The 17,949-nt window shown below is 42.5% G+C and carries 17 protein-coding genes; 11 read left to right on the top strand and 6 right to left on the bottom strand.

The features are described 5' to 3' along the window. Window positions 1–110: 110 nt before the first annotated feature. From ACLWOR_RS16165 to ACLWOR_RS16150, 4 genes are all read left to right on the top strand, one after another. Window positions 111–956 (top strand): TIGR02147 family protein, encoded by an 846-nt coding sequence (locus ACLWOR_RS16165; protein ID WP_413941833.1) that lies wholly within the window; start codon window positions 111–113, stop codon window positions 954–956. A gap of 32 nt (window positions 957–988) precedes the next feature. Beyond that, a complete protein-coding gene (locus ACLWOR_RS16160; protein ID WP_413941832.1) occupies window positions 989–2,371 on the top strand; it encodes a hypothetical protein in 1,383 nt (460 codons plus the stop codon). After that, entirely contained in the window at window positions 2,362–4,203 is a 1,842-nt protein-coding gene (locus ACLWOR_RS16155; RefSeq protein ID WP_413941831.1) for a hypothetical protein, read from the top strand. The genes ACLWOR_RS16160 and ACLWOR_RS16155 overlap by 10 nt, the downstream gene beginning before the upstream one ends. Window positions 4,204–4,372: 169 nt before the next feature. Then, on the top strand, window positions 4,373–4,822 hold the full coding sequence (locus tag ACLWOR_RS16150; RefSeq protein ID WP_413941830.1) for a nuclear transport factor 2 family protein: 450 nt from the start codon (window positions 4,373–4,375) through the stop codon (window positions 4,820–4,822). On the opposite strand, the gene ACLWOR_RS16145 is transcribed toward ACLWOR_RS16150, so the two are convergent. Next, a complete protein-coding gene (locus tag ACLWOR_RS16145) occupies window positions 4,823–5,233 on the bottom strand; it encodes a winged helix-turn-helix transcriptional regulator (protein ID WP_413941829.1) in 411 nt (136 codons plus the stop codon). A gap of 325 nt (window positions 5,234–5,558) precedes the next feature. On the opposite strand from ACLWOR_RS16145, the gene ACLWOR_RS16140 reads away from it, so the two are divergent. The 4 genes from ACLWOR_RS16140 (at window position 5,559) to ACLWOR_RS16125 (ending at window position 8,958) form a co-directional block, all read left to right on the top strand. After that, entirely contained in the window at window positions 5,559–7,094 is a 1,536-nt protein-coding gene (locus ACLWOR_RS16140) for a hypothetical protein (RefSeq protein ID WP_413941828.1), read from the top strand. A 1-nt stretch (window position 7,095) separates the two neighbouring features. Next, entirely contained in the window at window positions 7,096–7,707 is a 612-nt protein-coding gene (locus ACLWOR_RS16135) for a Tfp pilus assembly protein FimT/FimU (protein ID WP_413941827.1), read from the top strand. Then, window positions 7,704–8,414, top strand: coding sequence for a type IV pilus modification PilV family protein (locus ACLWOR_RS16130; RefSeq protein WP_413941826.1), 711 nt, complete (start codon window positions 7,704–7,706; stop codon window positions 8,412–8,414). The genes ACLWOR_RS16135 and ACLWOR_RS16130 overlap by 4 nt, the downstream gene beginning before the upstream one ends. Window positions 8,415–8,490: 76 nt before the next feature. Further along, entirely contained in the window at window positions 8,491–8,958 is a 468-nt protein-coding gene (locus tag ACLWOR_RS16125; RefSeq protein WP_413941825.1) for a hypothetical protein, read from the top strand. A gap of 114 nt (window positions 8,959–9,072) precedes the next feature. On the opposite strand, the gene ACLWOR_RS16120 is transcribed toward ACLWOR_RS16125, so the two are convergent. The 4 genes from ACLWOR_RS16120 to dgt all read right to left on the bottom strand — a co-directional run bounded on the left by ACLWOR_RS16120 (window position 9,073) and on the right by dgt (window position 15,088). Beyond that, the gene (locus ACLWOR_RS16120; protein ID WP_413941824.1) at window positions 9,073–9,615 is read right to left on the bottom strand and encodes a hypothetical protein; all 543 of its coding nucleotides are present in this window, start codon (window positions 9,613–9,615) and stop codon (window positions 9,073–9,075) included. Between the two features lie 30 nt (window positions 9,616–9,645). Beyond that, on the bottom strand, window positions 9,646–12,999 hold the full coding sequence (locus ACLWOR_RS16115; RefSeq protein ID WP_413941822.1) for a TM0106 family RecB-like putative nuclease: 3,354 nt from the start codon (window positions 12,997–12,999) through the stop codon (window positions 9,646–9,648). A gap of 108 nt (window positions 13,000–13,107) precedes the next feature. After that, window positions 13,108–13,683 (bottom strand): hypothetical protein, encoded by a 576-nt coding sequence (locus ACLWOR_RS16110; protein WP_413941821.1) that lies wholly within the window; start codon window positions 13,681–13,683, stop codon window positions 13,108–13,110. Continuing rightward, window positions 13,670–15,088, bottom strand: coding sequence for a dGTP triphosphohydrolase (gene dgt / locus ACLWOR_RS16105; RefSeq protein WP_413941820.1), 1,419 nt, complete (start codon window positions 15,086–15,088; stop codon window positions 13,670–13,672). The genes ACLWOR_RS16110 and dgt overlap by 14 nt, the downstream gene beginning before the upstream one ends. Before the next feature lie 311 nt (window positions 15,089–15,399). Here dgt and ACLWOR_RS16100 point away from each other — a divergent pair, with 311 nt between their 5' ends. From ACLWOR_RS16100 to ACLWOR_RS16090, 3 genes are all read left to right on the top strand, one after another. Continuing rightward, entirely contained in the window at window positions 15,400–15,681 is a 282-nt protein-coding gene (locus tag ACLWOR_RS16100) for a hypothetical protein (RefSeq protein WP_413941819.1), read from the top strand. 127 nt (window positions 15,682–15,808) lie between these two features. Next, window positions 15,809–16,570, top strand: coding sequence for a hypothetical protein (locus tag ACLWOR_RS16095; protein WP_413941818.1), 762 nt, complete (start codon window positions 15,809–15,811; stop codon window positions 16,568–16,570). Between the two features lie 10 nt (window positions 16,571–16,580). After that, on the top strand, window positions 16,581–17,369 hold the full coding sequence (locus tag ACLWOR_RS16090) for a hypothetical protein (protein WP_413941817.1): 789 nt from the start codon (window positions 16,581–16,583) through the stop codon (window positions 17,367–17,369). Between the two features lie 19 nt (window positions 17,370–17,388). Here ACLWOR_RS16090 and ACLWOR_RS16085 read toward each other — a convergent pair whose 3' ends face one another. Continuing rightward, on the bottom strand, window positions 17,389–17,859 hold the full coding sequence (locus tag ACLWOR_RS16085) for a hypothetical protein (RefSeq protein WP_413941816.1): 471 nt from the start codon (window positions 17,857–17,859) through the stop codon (window positions 17,389–17,391). Window positions 17,860–17,949: the final 90 nt, after the last annotated feature.

The following is a 17,949-nucleotide window of genomic DNA, read 5'->3' as shown; positions in this document are numbered from 1 at the left end:
AAAGCAACGACCGTAAGCGGCGAACGGCCACTCACACTTTGTGAGCGAAAAATGTAATTTTGTGAGCGATTCAATTGCATCTTACTCCGGCTTCCAATAAACGATCCCTCATGCAAAAGATATCTAAGGTTCATATTTTCGATCATCCAAATTATCGAAGTTTTTTGACCGCCAGATTTAACGAACGCAGAACCCTGAATAAGGGATTCAGCTTAGGCGCGTGGGCTGCGCGGTTGGGATTGAGTGGGAACTCCGCACTTGTGATGATTTTAAAGGGGCAGCGCAATCCCAGCCCCAAGCTTACAGAAGTCCTGATCTCGGATTTAAAATTAAACGCCAAAGAGAGTGCGTACTTTCGCGATCTCGTGCTTTTAGAAAAATGCGATGTCGATGATACCAAGACTCGCGAAGAAATTTTAAAACGACTTGAACGAAGCAACCCGAAGCAACAATTCCGCAGCATTTCCCGGGAACACTTCGAAGTCGTATCGCAGTGGCATCACTACGCCATCCGCGAGCTTGCTGACCTGCCAGGATTTCAAGAAGACCCGGCATGGATTCAAAAACAATTACGTCCAGCAGTGCCTCTGAAATCCGTTCAGCAAGCAACAGAGACTTTAGAAAACTTAGGCCTGCTTGCACGCGATGAAAAAAACGACATCAAGTATACAGATAAAATTATGAGTCAAACCGACGTGCCTGATGAAGCTCTTAAACAGTTTCACGAAACCATGCTGTCATTGGCTGCGACAAGTCTGCGCGATGTTCATGTTGAAAAGCGTGAGATATCAGGAATGACTTTTACGATCGCTCAAAAAAATCTTTCGATCGCCAAAGAACTCGTCAGAAACCTTTATCACGAAATGACTCAGTTAGGACCCGAACCTCAAGATGCTGTTTATCATCTTGAAGTCGCTCTTTTCCCGCTAACAAAAACTGAAAGGCAAAATCAATGAAGCTGCCGATTTGTATTTTCATTCTTGCATCAATGGTCCTCTTAAGAGCGGAAGCACAAAGCGTTCCTAAGGCGAAGCTGTATGGATTGTCCTGCCCAGGTCAGAGGCACTTGATATCTTCGGACCGCCAACAAATAGATAAGTTAGGTCGTGTTCAATCGCGTTTCCCAACACTCGCGGAAGAAACTGAATTTCATAAAAATCGAATCAAACAGCAAAGCGGACAAAACGCAGAGTACTTCGAAAAGACTCTGGAAAGAGCCCGCACAAGGTTAATATTTAGAGATGGTATTGAGTTTGATCCCATTAATTTGGGACTTCCTAAAGCAATGAACGGCTGTGATGTCGTACCTATTATTGTGACTATGAACGACAAATTGGTCGTGAGTAACGATGCCTGGTCAAAGTTAGTCGCAGTGGACATGCTGATCAGTCAGCTCATTGCGGGCTCGAAGTGGTGGCAAGACCAAGATCAAATATTCATCGCGACTGCGTTTCTTCTTGATGATGCATCGCCAGCGCTCACGTTGAAACAATACCATCTCCGTATGAGGAATTCGCTAGTTTTGGAGCCGGGAATCAGCTTTCGAGGGACTGACTATATTGAGTGCGAATTTTGGTCAGAAAATATTCCTTCTCAGTGCGGTCCGTATTACGGGCAATTTAATCAGTCATTGGGTGTAACAGTAGACAGAAAAGTGACGTTTTGGCCCGATGGTGCGATTGCGAGTGCCTATCTCAATTACAAGAAAAGCGAGGTGTTGGTGCCGCTAGATTTGAAAGACCCTAGCGCGAAAGTTCTTTGCCGTATGGTTGTTTTCTATAGTCAAAGTGGAAAACTAACTTACTGTCCAAACACGTTCAGAGACGAAAAATCTAACACAGAAATTATATCTAATATTGGTCGCGATACTCGCACCTCGGTCGTGCGCTTTGTTCTTTTTCAAAAAGGGACTGTGTTTAACGATTTAGAAATCCCAAGAGTGCCGAGCCATCGGATCGTTCCCGATTTGGGCGATCAATGCAGGAAGGGGGAGCGCAGTCCTCTTTTGGTGGAGTTTCATCCAAGTGGTCATTTCAAGTCCGGCATCACGATCAATAAGTCGACGAAAAAATTTGAATATCTTGAAGTTGATGACAATGGGAAAATCACAAAACTTGCACCTTATAGTTGCCGCGACGAGAGAGACAATTATTATCCACTGGGAGATGAGTTCGTAAATCTATCCGATAAAGAAATCGTCTATACCTATAGCGCAGACCCTTTCTCCTATATTACAGAGTTTAAGATCCTGTTTGGAAAACCGGGTTGCATTTCATTGGTCAAGAATGATCGACAACAAATCACTCACGTGAAGGTGGGGCCGCAATGTTTTGTCTTTGCGAGAATTTTAGGAGCTGGCCATTGGCACTAACTAATTGGATTCTATCGATCTCGATTATTCTTGCAGCGACGCATTCGTGGGCTCTTACTATTGGCGGCAGTGGTGCCGGCAACGGCGGCGATGTCATCTTATGTTCGGGAGTGCCGTCTCGTCCTGAAATTCAGTTGCTTGATTTTTATGAGCTCGAACTTTTTGAGAACTTAAAGCCGTTGGTCGTAGAGTCAACACCGGGTTCGGCGCACGATAAAGCTGCGGCTGCGATTCGTACGTTGCAAAACGTGTCACCGATCCGCATGGAAAGATATCTTGATGAGTTGAACCATTTCATGAGTCGCATCACTTTTGTGCGCTATGAATTGCCGAATCTTCCAGATGATCTCAACGTGGTGATGCCAAAAGGTTGCTCGTTGCAACAGATCGCGATTCAGCAAAAACCCACGGGTGTTCCGCTATATACAGTGAATGAAAATCTTTGGAATCGTCTGGATGAAAATCAAAAGGCTGGATTGATTTTGCATGAAATCGTTTACAGCGAAAATATCTATGGCGGTCACTCGGATGCCCGCGCGACTCGCGCGTTTACAAAACGACTGGGTGTAGGTATCCCGAAAGAATGGACCAATCAAAGGAACCGGAACACCAATTCGAATTTTCCCTACCTTCTTGATACCATAGGCATTCATACCTACCGAGAGCAAATCTTGTATTCCGGTGATGTCGTGGTATTGGCTCCTTTTGCGCGTTTAGAGGGCATGTACACCTATTGCGGATATAAAAAGGTCAATGGTCCGACAGTCATACTTCTGGATCTCTGTCTTACCAAAACACCGGCACTAAGAATTGAGGATTCTTATCGAGTCGCGAGTGTTATAGATCATCAAGGTCAGCTTTTGTACCGTATGCCGGGTGCTGAGGTGGGTTTGCCATCGACATACGTCTCTTACGAAACAATGGATTTATCTCCCGTGCAGTCATTCGTCGACTCGGCACCATTTGTTTTTTCAAATGCAGAGGCTAATGTGACTTGTTTGCCGGGGACACCTGTTAGTGTGGTCCGTCTTGAGAAAGGTGATTACACGATATTTGATTTTTCTAAAAGCAGACTTCTGACTTGCAAGCTTGATCCCAATCAGGCTCCCGACAATCAGATTTTTTTAAAAGGTATGTGGCGAAGTATTGTAGCTTTTGATTTGAGGGCAAGTCGATATTACGATGAAACAGGGAAAGCTCGCGACTATGTCCAATTTAAAAATCTCGAGAGCTTTGAGCATAATAATCATCAGTTCATGGCGAAGAGCTATTCTTTGAAGGCGGGCTCTGAATATTATGACGAAGTTCAACCTTTCCAGTACGTCAATCAAGACTTTACTTGCGAGGTGAGCGGAAGTCTTTCAACAAACCCGACAGTGCTAAATTTTGGCGGTAAACCCTGCCAAATTGAAATCAACAAAATAAAGTTTCAATTCAGTACGATAACATTGGGCCTGGTGCGAGCACCTGAGAATTTTAAATATGGAACTTTGGCTGAATCGATAGAAATTCCAGGGAAGGACGAAACCCAATATCTTCCTTCAGGAACAGTTATTGAGTGGACGGGTCGGCCTATGGAGACGCACAAAGATCTTGTGACGAAATATCCCTCAAAAGTCCGACTTATGGATAAAGCAGTTGTGACGATATCCGGAGCATTTAGATTAAATTATGACCATTTGAATTGGGGCACTCTTGCAGAGGATGCCACAGTGACGATGGTGGATGGAGCAAGCCCAACATGCAAAAATACCGGTAAACGAAAAGTAAAAGCAGGAACTAAGATTTCGTTTGATTGCGATTGTCGGGCGTATAGAAAGCTTGGCGGATGAGGACTTTCCACCATGAGCTTGTCGTGTGATCCGCCTTAAAATTCGCCATCTCAAAACTATTCCATAGGTATCCTTTTGGTAAGTCTCTTACAAAATAGTGCGATCTTCCGGGAAGTTCTTTTTTATACTATCTTATGGATAGTTGCACTCTAGTAGAAAGGAACAAGCAATGAATAAGCATGAAGAAGTAAGAGCAAAGGCACAGCAAACATTTCAAAACCATTTAGATTATCTCTCAAGCGGTCGAGTCGAAGAGTGGGTGAATCTTTGGGCCGAAAATGGAGTCTTGGAGTTTCCATTCAAACTCCCAGTCTATCCAGATAAGGTTGAAGGCAAGGCGATGATTCGTGAATACATGCGCCATTTTCCAGAAACCCTCAAAGTTGAATTTTCAAAACCTGTATTTCACCGCACCGAAGATCCAACACTGGTTATTGCGGAGTTTACGGCAAAAGGGCAAATGCTCACCACAGGCCGACCTTATAACCAAACCTATATCTCAGTGGTCTATACGGAAGACGCAAAAATCACGCGCTATAAAGATTTCTGGGATCCACTCGTGGCACTCACGGCTTTAGGTGAGAACAATAATTATAAGGGCGCAACGGCGACGCTTTAATTAGATCTTCTTTGCCATTTTTCTGATCTTTGTTTCATGGTCAACGGACCATTCGCAAAGAACAGTGATGGCAGGGCGAACGCTTTTACCAAAGGCCGTTAGTTCGTATTCAACTCGGGGAGGTATTTCCGGAAATACCTCCCGCTTAATGAGCTCTAGCTCTTCTAACTTTTTAAGAGTTTGTGCGAGCATTTTAGGAGAGATCGTCGGAACTTGTCGTTGGATTTCACTGTAACGCTTTTTTCCTTCCATCAGAACAACCAAAATAATAATAGTCCACTTGTCACCAAGCAGGCGAGCACCAAGGCTAAAGATGCAGCTCTCGTCAAAGAGCGGTTTCTTTTTGATTTTTCCCACCATGGCTTCAATTTTTTCGTCAAAGAAGGTTTGTTCGTTACGAGATGTGCCCATATAATTTCCTATATATAGCAACTATATATTAGATAGTATAAGAGCGCAATTTCTGCTTTTTGTTCGATGCGGATTTATTTCGTAGCTGATGTTGAAGAGACTTTCTGATTTTTAATATTACAAACTTCTCTGCTGCATTTGTGCAACGTCTCGAAAAATTTGGCGAAATTGGTTTAGATTCATTTGATGAATCAATTTTTCGACTCCCATTTATTCGCGAGCGTTCGGTATCAATTTCATTCACCGAACGTCACCTTCTGAGATTTTGAACCCTACGGACTCTCACGTTCACCTCCGATAAGTTATATACGACCAGGAGGCTTTTGTGCGTACTGTGACATTGCCCCAAGGAAGTTTTCAGGGGCCGAAAAATAACCAGGGTAATACCATTCTTGGTGTTTTGTGTTTGATCGCTGCATCAGTGGCTGCTTTCCAAATTAGTTATTCGGATTCTCTGGCAGTGAACAGCGGCATTAAAAACTCTCGAATCTTAAGTGCGCGTGACTCGCTTGAGTCGCGTATTAAATCTTATTCTTCAATGGCCGCTACATTCCGGAGTAGCATGTATAAAGGACTGCCTGTTACGGTAAATCCAGAACTTCGTAACTGCGTTTTTGGCAGTGGCACCACTCCATGTAAGGCCGGTGAGAAAACACCTATTGCGCTTTATTATCCAATTTATTCCGACAGTGGATCGGGCAGTGCAACTCTAAGAAGAATCTCAGGTCCCGGCATAGCCGATGATCTCGCAGAATCTGAATCGGCGTTTTACGACAATAAAGGAAATCTTTGTCTTCCGAATAGTACAGGAACAATTGATCCGAACTGCGCTTTCTTTGAAGTCAGAACAAGCTTTGTCGCGACTTGCGCAGCTGGTGCTTCTTCATGTGCAACAGCGGACACCATCACCGTGAACTATCTTATTAAAGCAACAACTCTTGCAGGTTCGGCTTCGCAAAAAATGGGAAGTGTGCCAATGGCGCAGATTGATCTTTCAGCTCCGGAGGTTTCAGTCATAGATATTCTTCCGCCAAGACCTGGGTCTTCTGCGAACAACGTGACGATCTCACTTTTACAAACTTCTACGACACTCAGTCTGGATTCTATTATTTCTGCTTTGAAGGCCCTTGGCATGAAAGATCAAAAAGATATCGAAGAGATGGCTTTAGCCTTTCAGCAAAGTGGTGTGAATGATTTAAGTAAATTAGAATTCGCAGCAAGGGCTGGTCATGCTGATCCTGCTTGGATCCGACTTGTTGCAGACTCTGGAATCACCAACTTGATTTTGGCGCGAGAACTCTATTGGGCAAAGAAAACCTGGACGCCGGAACTCTTAGCAGCCGTTGCCGCAGCCGTGGCCGATGTCAAAGTTCCGCAAGTAATGTATGCCATCGCCGAACAACAGATCTCGGATAAAGCAGTAGCTGACAGTATGGCCAAAGCCGTTGAAGGAGTTTCTAATCCAAGTGTTGCGGCGGGCATTATCACCGGCGGGCACTATTCAGATGCCGAGAAAGTTCAAAAAATTTCCGAAGCTGTTAGTCATATTCAAGACCCCTATGCTGAGTATATGGCAGAAGCTGGCATCCAGGATAAAACAACGGCAGATAAAATCTTAACAATCGTTTCAGTTATCTCCAATCCATATGGAACGGGTTGGATTATTGTCAGCGGCGGAGGAGATGTCGACAAAACACAAAGTATCGTCACCAAAGCTTTAAGCTCATCATCATCAACTTCTGAAACACCGGCAACAACAACAGCGGCGTCAACTCCACCACCAGCGCCATCTCCGACACCTCCACCTGTGGAGATCTCGTTGATGCCGACATGCTCGACGTGCGCACCTTTGACTTACTGACATGAAGCAAATTTATTCAAACCAAGGACATACAGTCATTGAAATCGCGATCGCTCTCGGCCTTGTGGGGCTGGTGTCCTTGGGTATATTTTCTTTAACTCAAGAAACTCTTAAAAATATTCAGCACAGTAAACTTGCGACCACTCGCGATCAATTGGCAACTCAGTTCCGTCAAAGTGCAGGGCGGATGAAAAACCTGCGCTTATCTCTGACAAAACCCGAGAACGAGGCTTTTTTAAATTGTGTTTGCGGGAAGGGCAGCGGATGTACGAGTGCTCAATCTTATCCGCTGTCACTCTATGATGACGCTCTACCTGATAAACCGATTAGCACTTTTTATGATTATGCAGGAATGCCTTGCGATCAGAACGCCGATAGTTGCGCAATCAGAGTCACAGTGAATTTTGTGCCTCAGTGCAAACCGGTATTGCCTTCTGCGGATCCAACGCCTCCGGCAACCTGTGTGGGGGTTCCTGTAGAATTTTTCGCGGTCAGCTTTACTGTTCAACAAAATCCCGCGACTTTATCGCAAGGAAGTTTATTTAAAACCATCGGGGGCTCTTCTTTCACTCAGGTATCGGCCTTGGTCGCTGGAACTGGGGTTTGCAATTGAAGACTTTTAAGGCAGCTAAAACACAGAGTGGATTTACTCTCATTGAAGTCATGATCTCATTGGCATTGATTTCTGTTTTTGTATTTATGGTTTTAACTTATTCGTCGGTTTTAAGTAAGCATTCCAATATCAACCGTAGTAACAACACGAAAAATCGAATTCTCGCCGGTGTTCGCGATCTAGCCGGGATGCCGGCTTCGTTGCGTGTAAGTATGCGCGCTTCTGCAAATGGTGCCGCGATTAATCCGCAGCTCTTAGCTTGTGCCGGGGGAAATCCGATTAACAGTTGTACGACGGGAGTGGAGATTCCATTTACTCTGTATTCACCATTGATTCAAAGATCACCTACCGGCGCGGTTTTAGGTGCGCTCCCGATCTCAGCTCCCTTAGGAAGTTCAACACCCATGCGTATTGATACTTTTGGTGCTCCTTGTACGGTGGCGGGCCCAGGCTGTCCGCTTTTGGTTTCAACTTCTTTTAAAGCGCAATGTGCGCCACCATCATTGCCAGCAGGGCCGCCAAGTCCAACGGTGGATCTTGCGCCGTCAGCGACGTGTACGGTCGCTGACGTGATTGAGGTGACTTATTACGTGCGCTTAGATTCACAAGTCGCAATCGCAGATCCTGAGCTGATGAGCTTTGTGACGCCAATATCAGGATCTGTCGTGGTGCCGGTCTCGGCGATTTCTGGAAACGTTCCGCAGTAAGAATTTATTTTTTTACTTCCCGCATCAACTACTTTCGATTTCTTTGCCGAGACCTTTCCTGTTAGCATTTTTGTATATGTCGAACATCAAATTCAAAACAACAATGGTCCTTACAAGCATTTTACTTCTTCAACCGATGGTGGGTTCTTTCGCTTTAGCGAAAAAGAAAAAACCAATGAAAGCTTACAGCTTTATCGCTGAAGGTGGAAAAGCATCTCAAGGGGAGTGTGACGGAGTTCGCAAACTTCCAAAGATGAAGAAGCTTGGTGAGTTTTCTAAAACGGGCGCTTACATGGGATCAGAGTTGCAAACTTCTGAGATGTCGGTAAAGGGTGGCGCCGAGATGTGGGTGCACTTCTTTAGAGATAAAGGCAGTTGCAATGCGGTTTTGGCGAAAACGCCTTCAGCGCTTGCTCCGCAAGTGAAAGATGTTAAGCGTGAGCTTCCGCCGGATGATTCTGCAGAGGGTGATGATGATAGCGATGCAGAGCAAACAAATGCACCTGCGGAAGGCCCTGCTGCTGAGGGGCCGGATAGCGAATGAGTCTGTACATGTGAGTGTTTTAACTGACGGGCAATTACGCACTTATGGGAAGAGCGTCCTCGATCTTGTGTGAGAGTAAGCTGGACATTGTTCCGCCCGAATGGGTGTACAAAGCTATAGGTCGTCTTCGTTACTTTTGAATAACGACAGAAAGTCTGAGTTGTAGTAGGATGCTCCATTTTTTACTTCGCGGTCCACGATCCTCCTCACAAAAAAAGAATGGCGATACCAGTTTTGCATACCCTTTTTCCAGCACCTCCATACGTCTTCGTCGATGAGGGCCTTTTTATACCAATAGTATTCTTCAGAGCATAAATTTATGTAGTCATAAATTGAATTAATAAAATCCGGATTTTTTGTTGGTTCTTCTTCGAATAGCTCAGACCAGATCATTTCCAAGGATTTTCCGTAGTCTATTTGATGGTCACGTTGGATCTCAAACTCCATAAAAGCCAAATCCTCGAGCTTGTCGTTGAGGGAGTCATATTTTTCATTGTATTTGAGAAAAAGGTCACGTTTGAATGATTCTGTATCTAATTTGATTTTGTTTGAATTGAAACGCCAAGCGATAACTGCAGCAACTGCGGAGGCGATTAGCGTTTGATATTCTTTTGCGTATCCAAGAACGCATTGAAAAAAATCGATTAGGGCTGACACGTCGACTCCTGGGATAAATTTTGACATTTTTTAGCTCTGCTCAGATATGATTTTACAGAATAAGTTCAGAAGTCTGACTTTGTCGATTGTGTTCGCCCTTGAATCAGCAAGAGCGCTGCTTCCGACGATTATTGCTAAGCTCTTTGCTCTTGAGATCGCAACATTTAACCTGTTTTTATTCAAAAGAAATTCAAGTCCTCTTGGTGAGAGGTCTCCGTTGCTCGAGCACATCGAGATAAAAACAACTGGAGCTTCTTGACCTTGAAAGAGATCTACTGACCCAATTTTTGCAAACTCTCCCAGGCGGCTTCTAAGAATACCTACTTGCATATTAAATGGAGAAATGAATAGGCACGATTCGACATTAAAGGGCTTTGCTGCAGAGTCATTGGTTTCGACCATCGTATTTTTTAGCATATTTATGCAGTTTGTGATCGCTGTGGCTTCTTCGATACTACCTTGAGTGTTGCCTTCGTGTTCAACTGGAATAAATACAATTCCAGACTCTTTCAACGGGGGAGGGCTTGCTTTGATTAGATTAACGGCAGCACTCTCATGTGAGAATAAACGTGATTCATAGACAGAGTCGGAGATGAATTTGCACACGTCCGGATGCATTCGGCGTGAAACTCCCAGAAAAATTCCCATATTTGGAGGGATGGTTGCATGCCCCCTGAGGTAATAGCCTAAAGCGCTCTCGGCGATGTCTTCGGGATGCGTGCCTTGTATTGGTTGTTCAAGCTGCATTTGGTCGCCTAGAAGAATTAGGTTATGCGTCGATATCGAACAAGCCACACAGTTAGCGAGTGAAAACTGACCAGCCTCTTCGATAAATAAATAATCGAAGTGATTCGCGGAACTTTCTGCTGCGAAAAACCAAGAAGTTCCTCCGACTAAGTTATATGGTTTTCCTGATTTCCAAAAGTCATTGGCACTTTTGAAATATTGTATCCCGATGTCCTTATGAGAAGGATCTGATGGGCCACCCACTTTAGTAAATGCATAGTTATTGTTCCGCTTCTGCTTGCGCAAGACTCCTACCGTTTTTTCCATTAGTTGATTGATCGCCTTGTGTCCGTTACTGACAATTCCAATTCTTTTTCCTTTCGTGAGTAAATAGGCGATAAGATGACTTGCAGTATACGTCTTTCCTGTTCCTGGAGGACCTTGTATAGCCAAGGTACTCTGGTTCAGATTCTCAGCATATGCGAATACTGTTTCTATCTTATCCGGGTCGAAAGCTATTTCGTATCCAGACTGATGCCCTGATATTTTCGGTAGTTCCCGATTCAAAAAAGTTCTTAGGCATGGGCGAAGGGTTTCTAACTTTGGTTCGTTGTAGTACTGTTTTGCGACTCCTAAGATCGCATTTTCCATTACCTCTGTTGAAATTGGCTTGGTCGCAATAAAGGTGACTTTAGAGTGAGGATCAAGAATGTCAGGCTTTCCTGAAAGTATTGCCGTGCCAGTGGCGATATCTAAACTCTGTATTTCAAAAGTTTTTCGATTGGAAAAGTCATCAACCTTGGATCCTTTTTTGAGTTTTGTTTCTTGCTGAGGATCAAAGGAAACTGTTACCGTTTTCGCATCAATGCGTTTAATTTTGCAATTGGCCAGGCACTCGAGATCATCTTCCAGATCGTCAACGGGACTATTCAGTCTTTCGAAGTATGACCACCATTGCGGTTTTGCCTCTCTTCTGTGATAACCTATTAAACCCGCTAAGAGTTTTTGAATGGCGGCTTTTTCAGGATCAGGTGGTAGATTTGTAAGCATTCGTAGTGCGAACAATTCATTTTCTGGAGGGGGTGTTTCTGTGTTTGTGGGATCGGCTGTTATTGTTGCATGCACATATGAAATTCTGTTTTGCTTTTGTTGTTCACTCAACCATTTAAAGAGTTCGAAAGTTGAGATACAGTCTTCTTCGTTATAGTCACGAATCTCTTTTAGAATAGGTGAGTTCTGCCAGGTATTGCCATCCGGCGATTCTAACCATATTGCAAATTGAATAACAGAGTCTGTGGCTTTCTTTACATCGCCTTTTCGTTTGAAGTTGTAAAGTCCTTCTAGTTTTTTAATCGAGTAGCTTTCTTCACCTACAGTTAATCCTTCTTTTACAATGCGATATAAATCGATGAAAACTCCATGACGAAGCAGTTGATCAATCTCGTGTTCCCTGGTCATGTATTTTCCCATGAGCCTCTTCATGGCAGTGACCTCGTAGGCAGCGTAATGATAGATATGCATTCCAGGATGCTTTTTCCATCGGGCAGTTACCCAATCGACCCAACCTTCAAAAGCTAATTTCTCTTGATCATTGCTCAAGGCCCACCAATCAATAAAGGCAACTTTGCCTTTATCCATGTATGTAGCGCCGAATAAATATTCAAGGCCACCGTCAAGAAGTGGGTATCCTTCCATGTCAAAAAAAACATCGCCGATATTCGGTTGTGGTAAGCGCGCAAGTCCGAATGATTCGTCAGATGGGTATTTAGTGACCTGAAACTGAGTGGTCCCTTTTTCCTTGGTGGATAATTGTAGCTGTGCCTGTAGCTTCAATTTATTAAAAATATTTCTTTGAATTTCATTTGGGCAATTGGTTGCAGCAGATAGTGCAGTCAGCGTGGAAATACCGGCTTGCTCTAATTTCTTTATCTGACTGATATTAATTCCTGCTACAAATGAGAGATGATCTTTCTTGCGGAGAACTTTTTCAGCCTCTTCTTCCCACTTTCCAAATTGTTCAGCTGACTGCGGGATAGGAGGTTTTTCAGGGACAAAGGATTTTTGAAATTCAAGAAATTTGTTTTTTATTCTAATGTAGTAGTGGCGAAAATCCTCTACCTGTAGCTCCTCGATAGTGAGGTCGCCTAATACAACGGAGAAGTTTTTTGGCCAAATACCTTGAATTGAAAATATCATCTCGGAATATGCGCAAAGCTGAAGTGAATATTCAGGTTTTACATGACGAGAGAGTTTCGTATCCCAAACTTCATAATGGTAATCACCAAGTTTAGATGCTCCTGTTTTTTTTACTAAGAAGTCCGAATATCCCTGGAACGCACCAAGCTTTAATGCTCCTTGGAAAATAATTGAGGCACCTTGAGTCATCGCCTGGATCGTTTTTTGATAGCTTATTTCAAAGTCAGCATCTCGTTGAATTTCCACAAGATCCACATACTCAGATCTCAATTTTTCTAAGTATTTGCGCTCGTGTTCATTCCCTTTTTTTGCAAGTAGTTTCAGAGTTTCATCTTCTAGAGGGTTTGGTGCTTTACTAGGTAGTTCCAATGCATATCGGTCCATCCACGAAGAAAAAGGACTTTTAAAATATGTCGTTAGATCTGAAGGTGAAAATACGACTTCGTTTGATAGTTTTCTCATTATTTCATCCAATCTAGAGGAATAATGACTCTTATCGGATGGTTGACGTGAGATTTGTACAGGAGAACTAAAAAATAGCGTAGCAGAAAACGCGATTTCGTTATTTGTTTAAAATGATTTTATGAAAGCGGGTTGCGCCAAATAGTAGGGCGAATTTTTGGTCAATCTGAGAGAGCAGTAGCCTGCAATTAATCGATGACCAATCCATCGAATATCAATTACGTTCTTTTCTGTGTCGTTTAGTAGAAGTAGACGACCGAGATACTCAGTAAAACGATTTGCCTCGATTAAATTATGTCCATAGATGTGATACGATCGCCCCGAAGAGAAGAGGCTTCCTCCAGAGACATTGAAATCCTTAAAAATTTCTTTAATGTTTCTGAGATCTGTGTCCTCGACTGCACCATTGAGATCAATCATAGGAATATGCCCAAGCAATTGATCTTTAAAGTAAATCTTCGAGTGAATTGCGACATCTTTATTTACTGCGAAAGCATCAAGCGACATTTGCTCTAAAAACGGAATTACGGAAGCACAGTTAGATTTTACAATAATACGAGAGTCTATAACACTTTTAGGAGTGTATCCATAAATGCCGTACTCAAACTCAGCAGACTGCGGGAGAGTTTGAGAAAAAGCATTCAAGAATAGACCTGGATTTTGTCCCGCTTTAAGTCCTAACACCAACTTTAATTCCTTTTAGAATTTGATAAACCTTTAACGCATGAGGGTCAGTCATGCCAGAAACGTAGTCAACAATTAGATGAGTTCTTGCCACCATTTCTGGGAGTGAGCCATTCTTCACACAAGCTTTGTAAACTTCAATATGTTTTTTTGGTAACAGCCAAATTAGTCTTTGTTCTAACGCGAGGCTGTGAGGGCCAGTATCCTCGAGCAGCGCAGCAAAAGAGGATTCATTTAAATCAATGATGCGATTGAAGCTATCTAAAATTCCAACGACAATGCTATGTCCACTTAACTCTATATCGTAAGCGTGGCAAGAGTTGAAAAGTTTCTTTTTTGCAAAGCTTTTAATGGCAAAAAGTACTTCGAATGCTGTTCCTTCCTTTAGCAATCCGTGTTCGAAAGTGCCATCCAGAATTGCTACCTCAGAATTTATATATGAGTCCACCGCCCACTCAACGAGCTTCTGGGTGATAGATATTTTAAATTCAATAAATTTTTTGATTCCGGTATCACATTCCTGGTCCTTTTCAATTTTTGTTAGTGTATCTAAGATCACATTTGCTGCGTCTCTATTTTTGATTGTCGAAATAGCTTCTTTAATACAGTCTAAGGCGGATTCGCCCGTTACAATTTTTTTTTCGATGCCATCTTCAATATCGCTCATGCAGTAAGCGATATCGTCGGCAGCTTCCATTAGCAGGCTTAACGGATGTCTCCCCGCTGTCGGTAGGTCGAGATTCTGACAGATATCTGCGTAGATATTTTCATCAGCTTTAAAGTAACTAATTTTTTTGTCCCCCGTCGGGTACTTAATAGTAGATGCAATTTGAGTACATGTTAGGTTAAGGCCGTAGTCACTTTTATGACGCTGAAGACGAGTGATAATCCGAAACCCTTGAGCATTCCCGTCAAAACGTGCAAGCGAATCGATGAAAGGAAGAAGAGTTTGGTCTTTTTCGCTCTTGAATTTTTGACTAACCCAATCACGAATTGCAGATTCTCCAAAATGTCCAAAAGGTGGATTCCCTATATCATGCAGGAGGCAAGCAGTTTCGACAGATGATGTGAAAGGAATTAAAAGAGTTGGAGCAATGTGCCCCTTTTCAACCAATCTTTGAAAAACCCTATATGCAATTAGTTGTCCGACTAGGCTTACCTCGATACTATGGGTTAGTCTTGTTCGAACGGCGGCATTCTCTTCCAGTGAAAAAACCTGTGCTTTAGCTTGCAGACGTCGAAATGCTGAACTGGCAACGACTCGAGATTTGTCACTTAAGAACTGCAGATCAATAGATCGCTCATGAAGCTCACTTTTTTTTCTACGAGTAGGCGCAATTAGAGTTTCATACTTCTTTTTAAATATTTCTTGTTTCAAAGCTTCCCCAATTTTTTTGAGATACACAATCTACAGTTTATTTATCGGAGTATGTGCATATAAGTTTATGTTTGACATTGGCTGGACCACCATTTGTGTTATAGGACGAATCATTTTGAGATTTAGCTGGGTACTTTATGATCTCGGTGAATGTTGGATAATTTGGGCGAATCGTTCATTTATGAGGAAGTGAAAGTTCATATATTTACGGTCGTTGATCGGGTTTTAGAAAAGCATAAAAATAGAAGGGGAGAGTACATCTTTTTTGGTTCGCTGTATGGACCTATCACCTGAGGTGATAGAAAAAGACCATTTGGTGCAGAAAGATATTTTCTTCTATGTCGTTTCTTTTTGTAACTAACGCAGAGACTTTTTTTCGTCATCTGTTCAAAGAATTAATTGAGAAAGAACCTGATAAATTGCATTCGGCAGCTAAAATTCTCGATGATCACCTTAGCAAGAAAGATCTTGTCGATACCATAGTAGCAATGGGAATAAAAAAAGTGTCAATCGGAGAAATATTTAGTCATGCAGTTTCTATTTCAAGTGTGGACCAAATTATTCGCTATTTCGACGTTATCACGGAAGGAAAAACAAAGGAGAACCTTAAGAGGTTATAGGTAGACCAGTTCTGTGGGAATGACTACTCATGTGCGATAAGGTTTACAGCTTTTTAACAACGATGTTTCAATAGCATACAGATTTATGTTTTTATAAATTAATACCGATTTATATGATGGAGGTCTTATGATCGACTATTCATCGGTATTACTCGCTGCTGTTGGAGGCGGAATCGGAGGAGGGTTGGCGACCTACTTCGCTCCAAAAATTAAGAACAAATATGGAAAGCAGGCAATTTTTGGTTTGATCGTGATTCCAATGCAGATTCTTCCACTTACGCCGCTAAAGGGTGTTTTGGATAAACATGTCTTCAAAAAGACTCGTTTTGAGTTGGCAAGTCAAGATGCTGAAAAAGCGATTCTTGCAGATCCAGTCATCCGTGAAAAACTAAATTCGATGTCACCGGATGAGCAATATAAATTTATGCTCCAGAGTTCGCATGATGGGATGTACTGGCTTGAACTCTCGGATTTAGATCGTTGGAATGAGATAAGGCTGAGTTTGGCGCAAAAATCTAAAACACTTTGTGTTGCGTTCCTCCGCGGAGGAGTGAGTCAAGCAGATTTAAAGCAAGCGTTTGAAAAGTTATCAGATCAAGAAATTCAACAATGGTTAAAGATTTCTCTTATAGCGACAAAAACATCTGTGTCGAAAGGCCCAAAAGCCTTAGGTGTAGAAACTCCAACTAAGGACATGGTCGCACATTTGAATGAATTGATCGCATTCAGCGGTCCTGAAGAGGGACCTAAGCTCGGTAATGCGATCAAAAACTATATGATCGGAACTGACGAAGAAGCGTGTTGGGCCGCTAAGAAAATTCATGAGAACGCAAAGAAGCTTGAGCCTGAAAAACGGAAAAAGTTTCTTCGTGGTTTGGCGTCTATTTAAGGACTAGCTAATGAAACTACTCTTACACTTGATTTTTGGACTGATCTTGGGAGTATCATTGCATGCGCATGCTGAAAGTCGTTTGTACGAAATCAATGAATATTATGTCGGTTTCGACGCATCCAAGCTGCCCGAAGAATTGAACGACGTTATTGCCAAAGAAGCGGATAAATGGAACTGGGGTGCCGACGGTCCTCTCAAGGTAAGCAAAGGAGTTCGAAAAAAAGTTCTTGAGATATATAAAGTTCGCGATGATGAGATTGTATATGTTAAGTCGTTCGATAAAGAAAAGTCTGCGAGCTACAAGGTCTCAGACCTCGAAATAACGGCGCAAGTTAATCGAGCTGCAGGTCTTAACCTTGTATACGGCATAGGGCTTATTGTTTCAGGCGGTTCCGGCTTGGCTTTAATTGGGGAAAAAAATCCTTTTAGTGACGTTGGGGTCATGAAAGATATTGAACCGCAGGCCTCGCGTACGACGTATGTCATCGATTCAGATTTGAAACTTCTTGTCGACCGCCCAATGGAAGCTGACAAGAACGCAGAAGACCCAATATTGGCAGGAGTTTTTAGATTCGAAATTCAACACGGTAAAAACAAGCCTGTTTTTGTCGACTCAGGAGAAGTTAAAAAGAGTTCAGATGTTGCAAGCGTTTGGGTTAGGGCCGGGAAGATTTTTAATGATGGTTCGACTCTCATTTATCTGAGTTCGATCGACCTGTGTGGTAAATATATTTTAATAAAGAATGGCAAAGCGTCGGTCCTTAAATTCGTATGTAGTGATGCGGCCGGATGTTAGAAAAGGGAAACATCTGCCCTTACGCTATTTTCAAATCCTTTTTGAAGTTTGACCACAACTTATCTGCGTTAAAGAAATGAAAAAAGTTTTGAAAGCTCAGGAAAAGTGGAAAAAAAACAATAAAGAGGACTAAAATCATTTGGAACTGACTTGGAAGTGTACTTAGGAAGACTTTTGAGTCTTTGATGTCTTCGAATTCTTTCCAAACTAGTAAATCATATAGCTTCGCGAAATTGTAAAGTAGATAGATCTGAAGATAAGTTATGGCTGAAAAGTATGGGGCAAACTTATCGATTCCATTTTTGATAGTTTGTTGCGCTTCTAAATTTGGGATTTGATTTCGAAGGTGGCCGTAAACTAATGATTGCCCAAATCCTATATAAAGAATGACTAATATTGCTGGAATCGAAACTGCCAAAAAGAATTCTGATGGAAGGTCATTGCCTTTGAATGCAATGGCTGCGGCAATTAATGAAGAAATAACTAGCATAAGTAGTTTGTATGCTATCCAATACCAAAAAGGTCGCACCTGACATTCTCCAAAATCTCTTCGATGTTTTTCTTGGTAGGATAATAAATA

Source organism: Bdellovibrio sp. HCB2-146, from assembly GCF_047345725.1.
Lineage (GTDB): Bacteria > Bdellovibrionota > Bdellovibrionia > Bdellovibrionales > Bdellovibrionaceae > Bdellovibrio.
The sequence above is the reverse complement of the archived record's forward strand: the minus strand, read 5'-3'. Positions and strand labels throughout refer to the sequence as shown.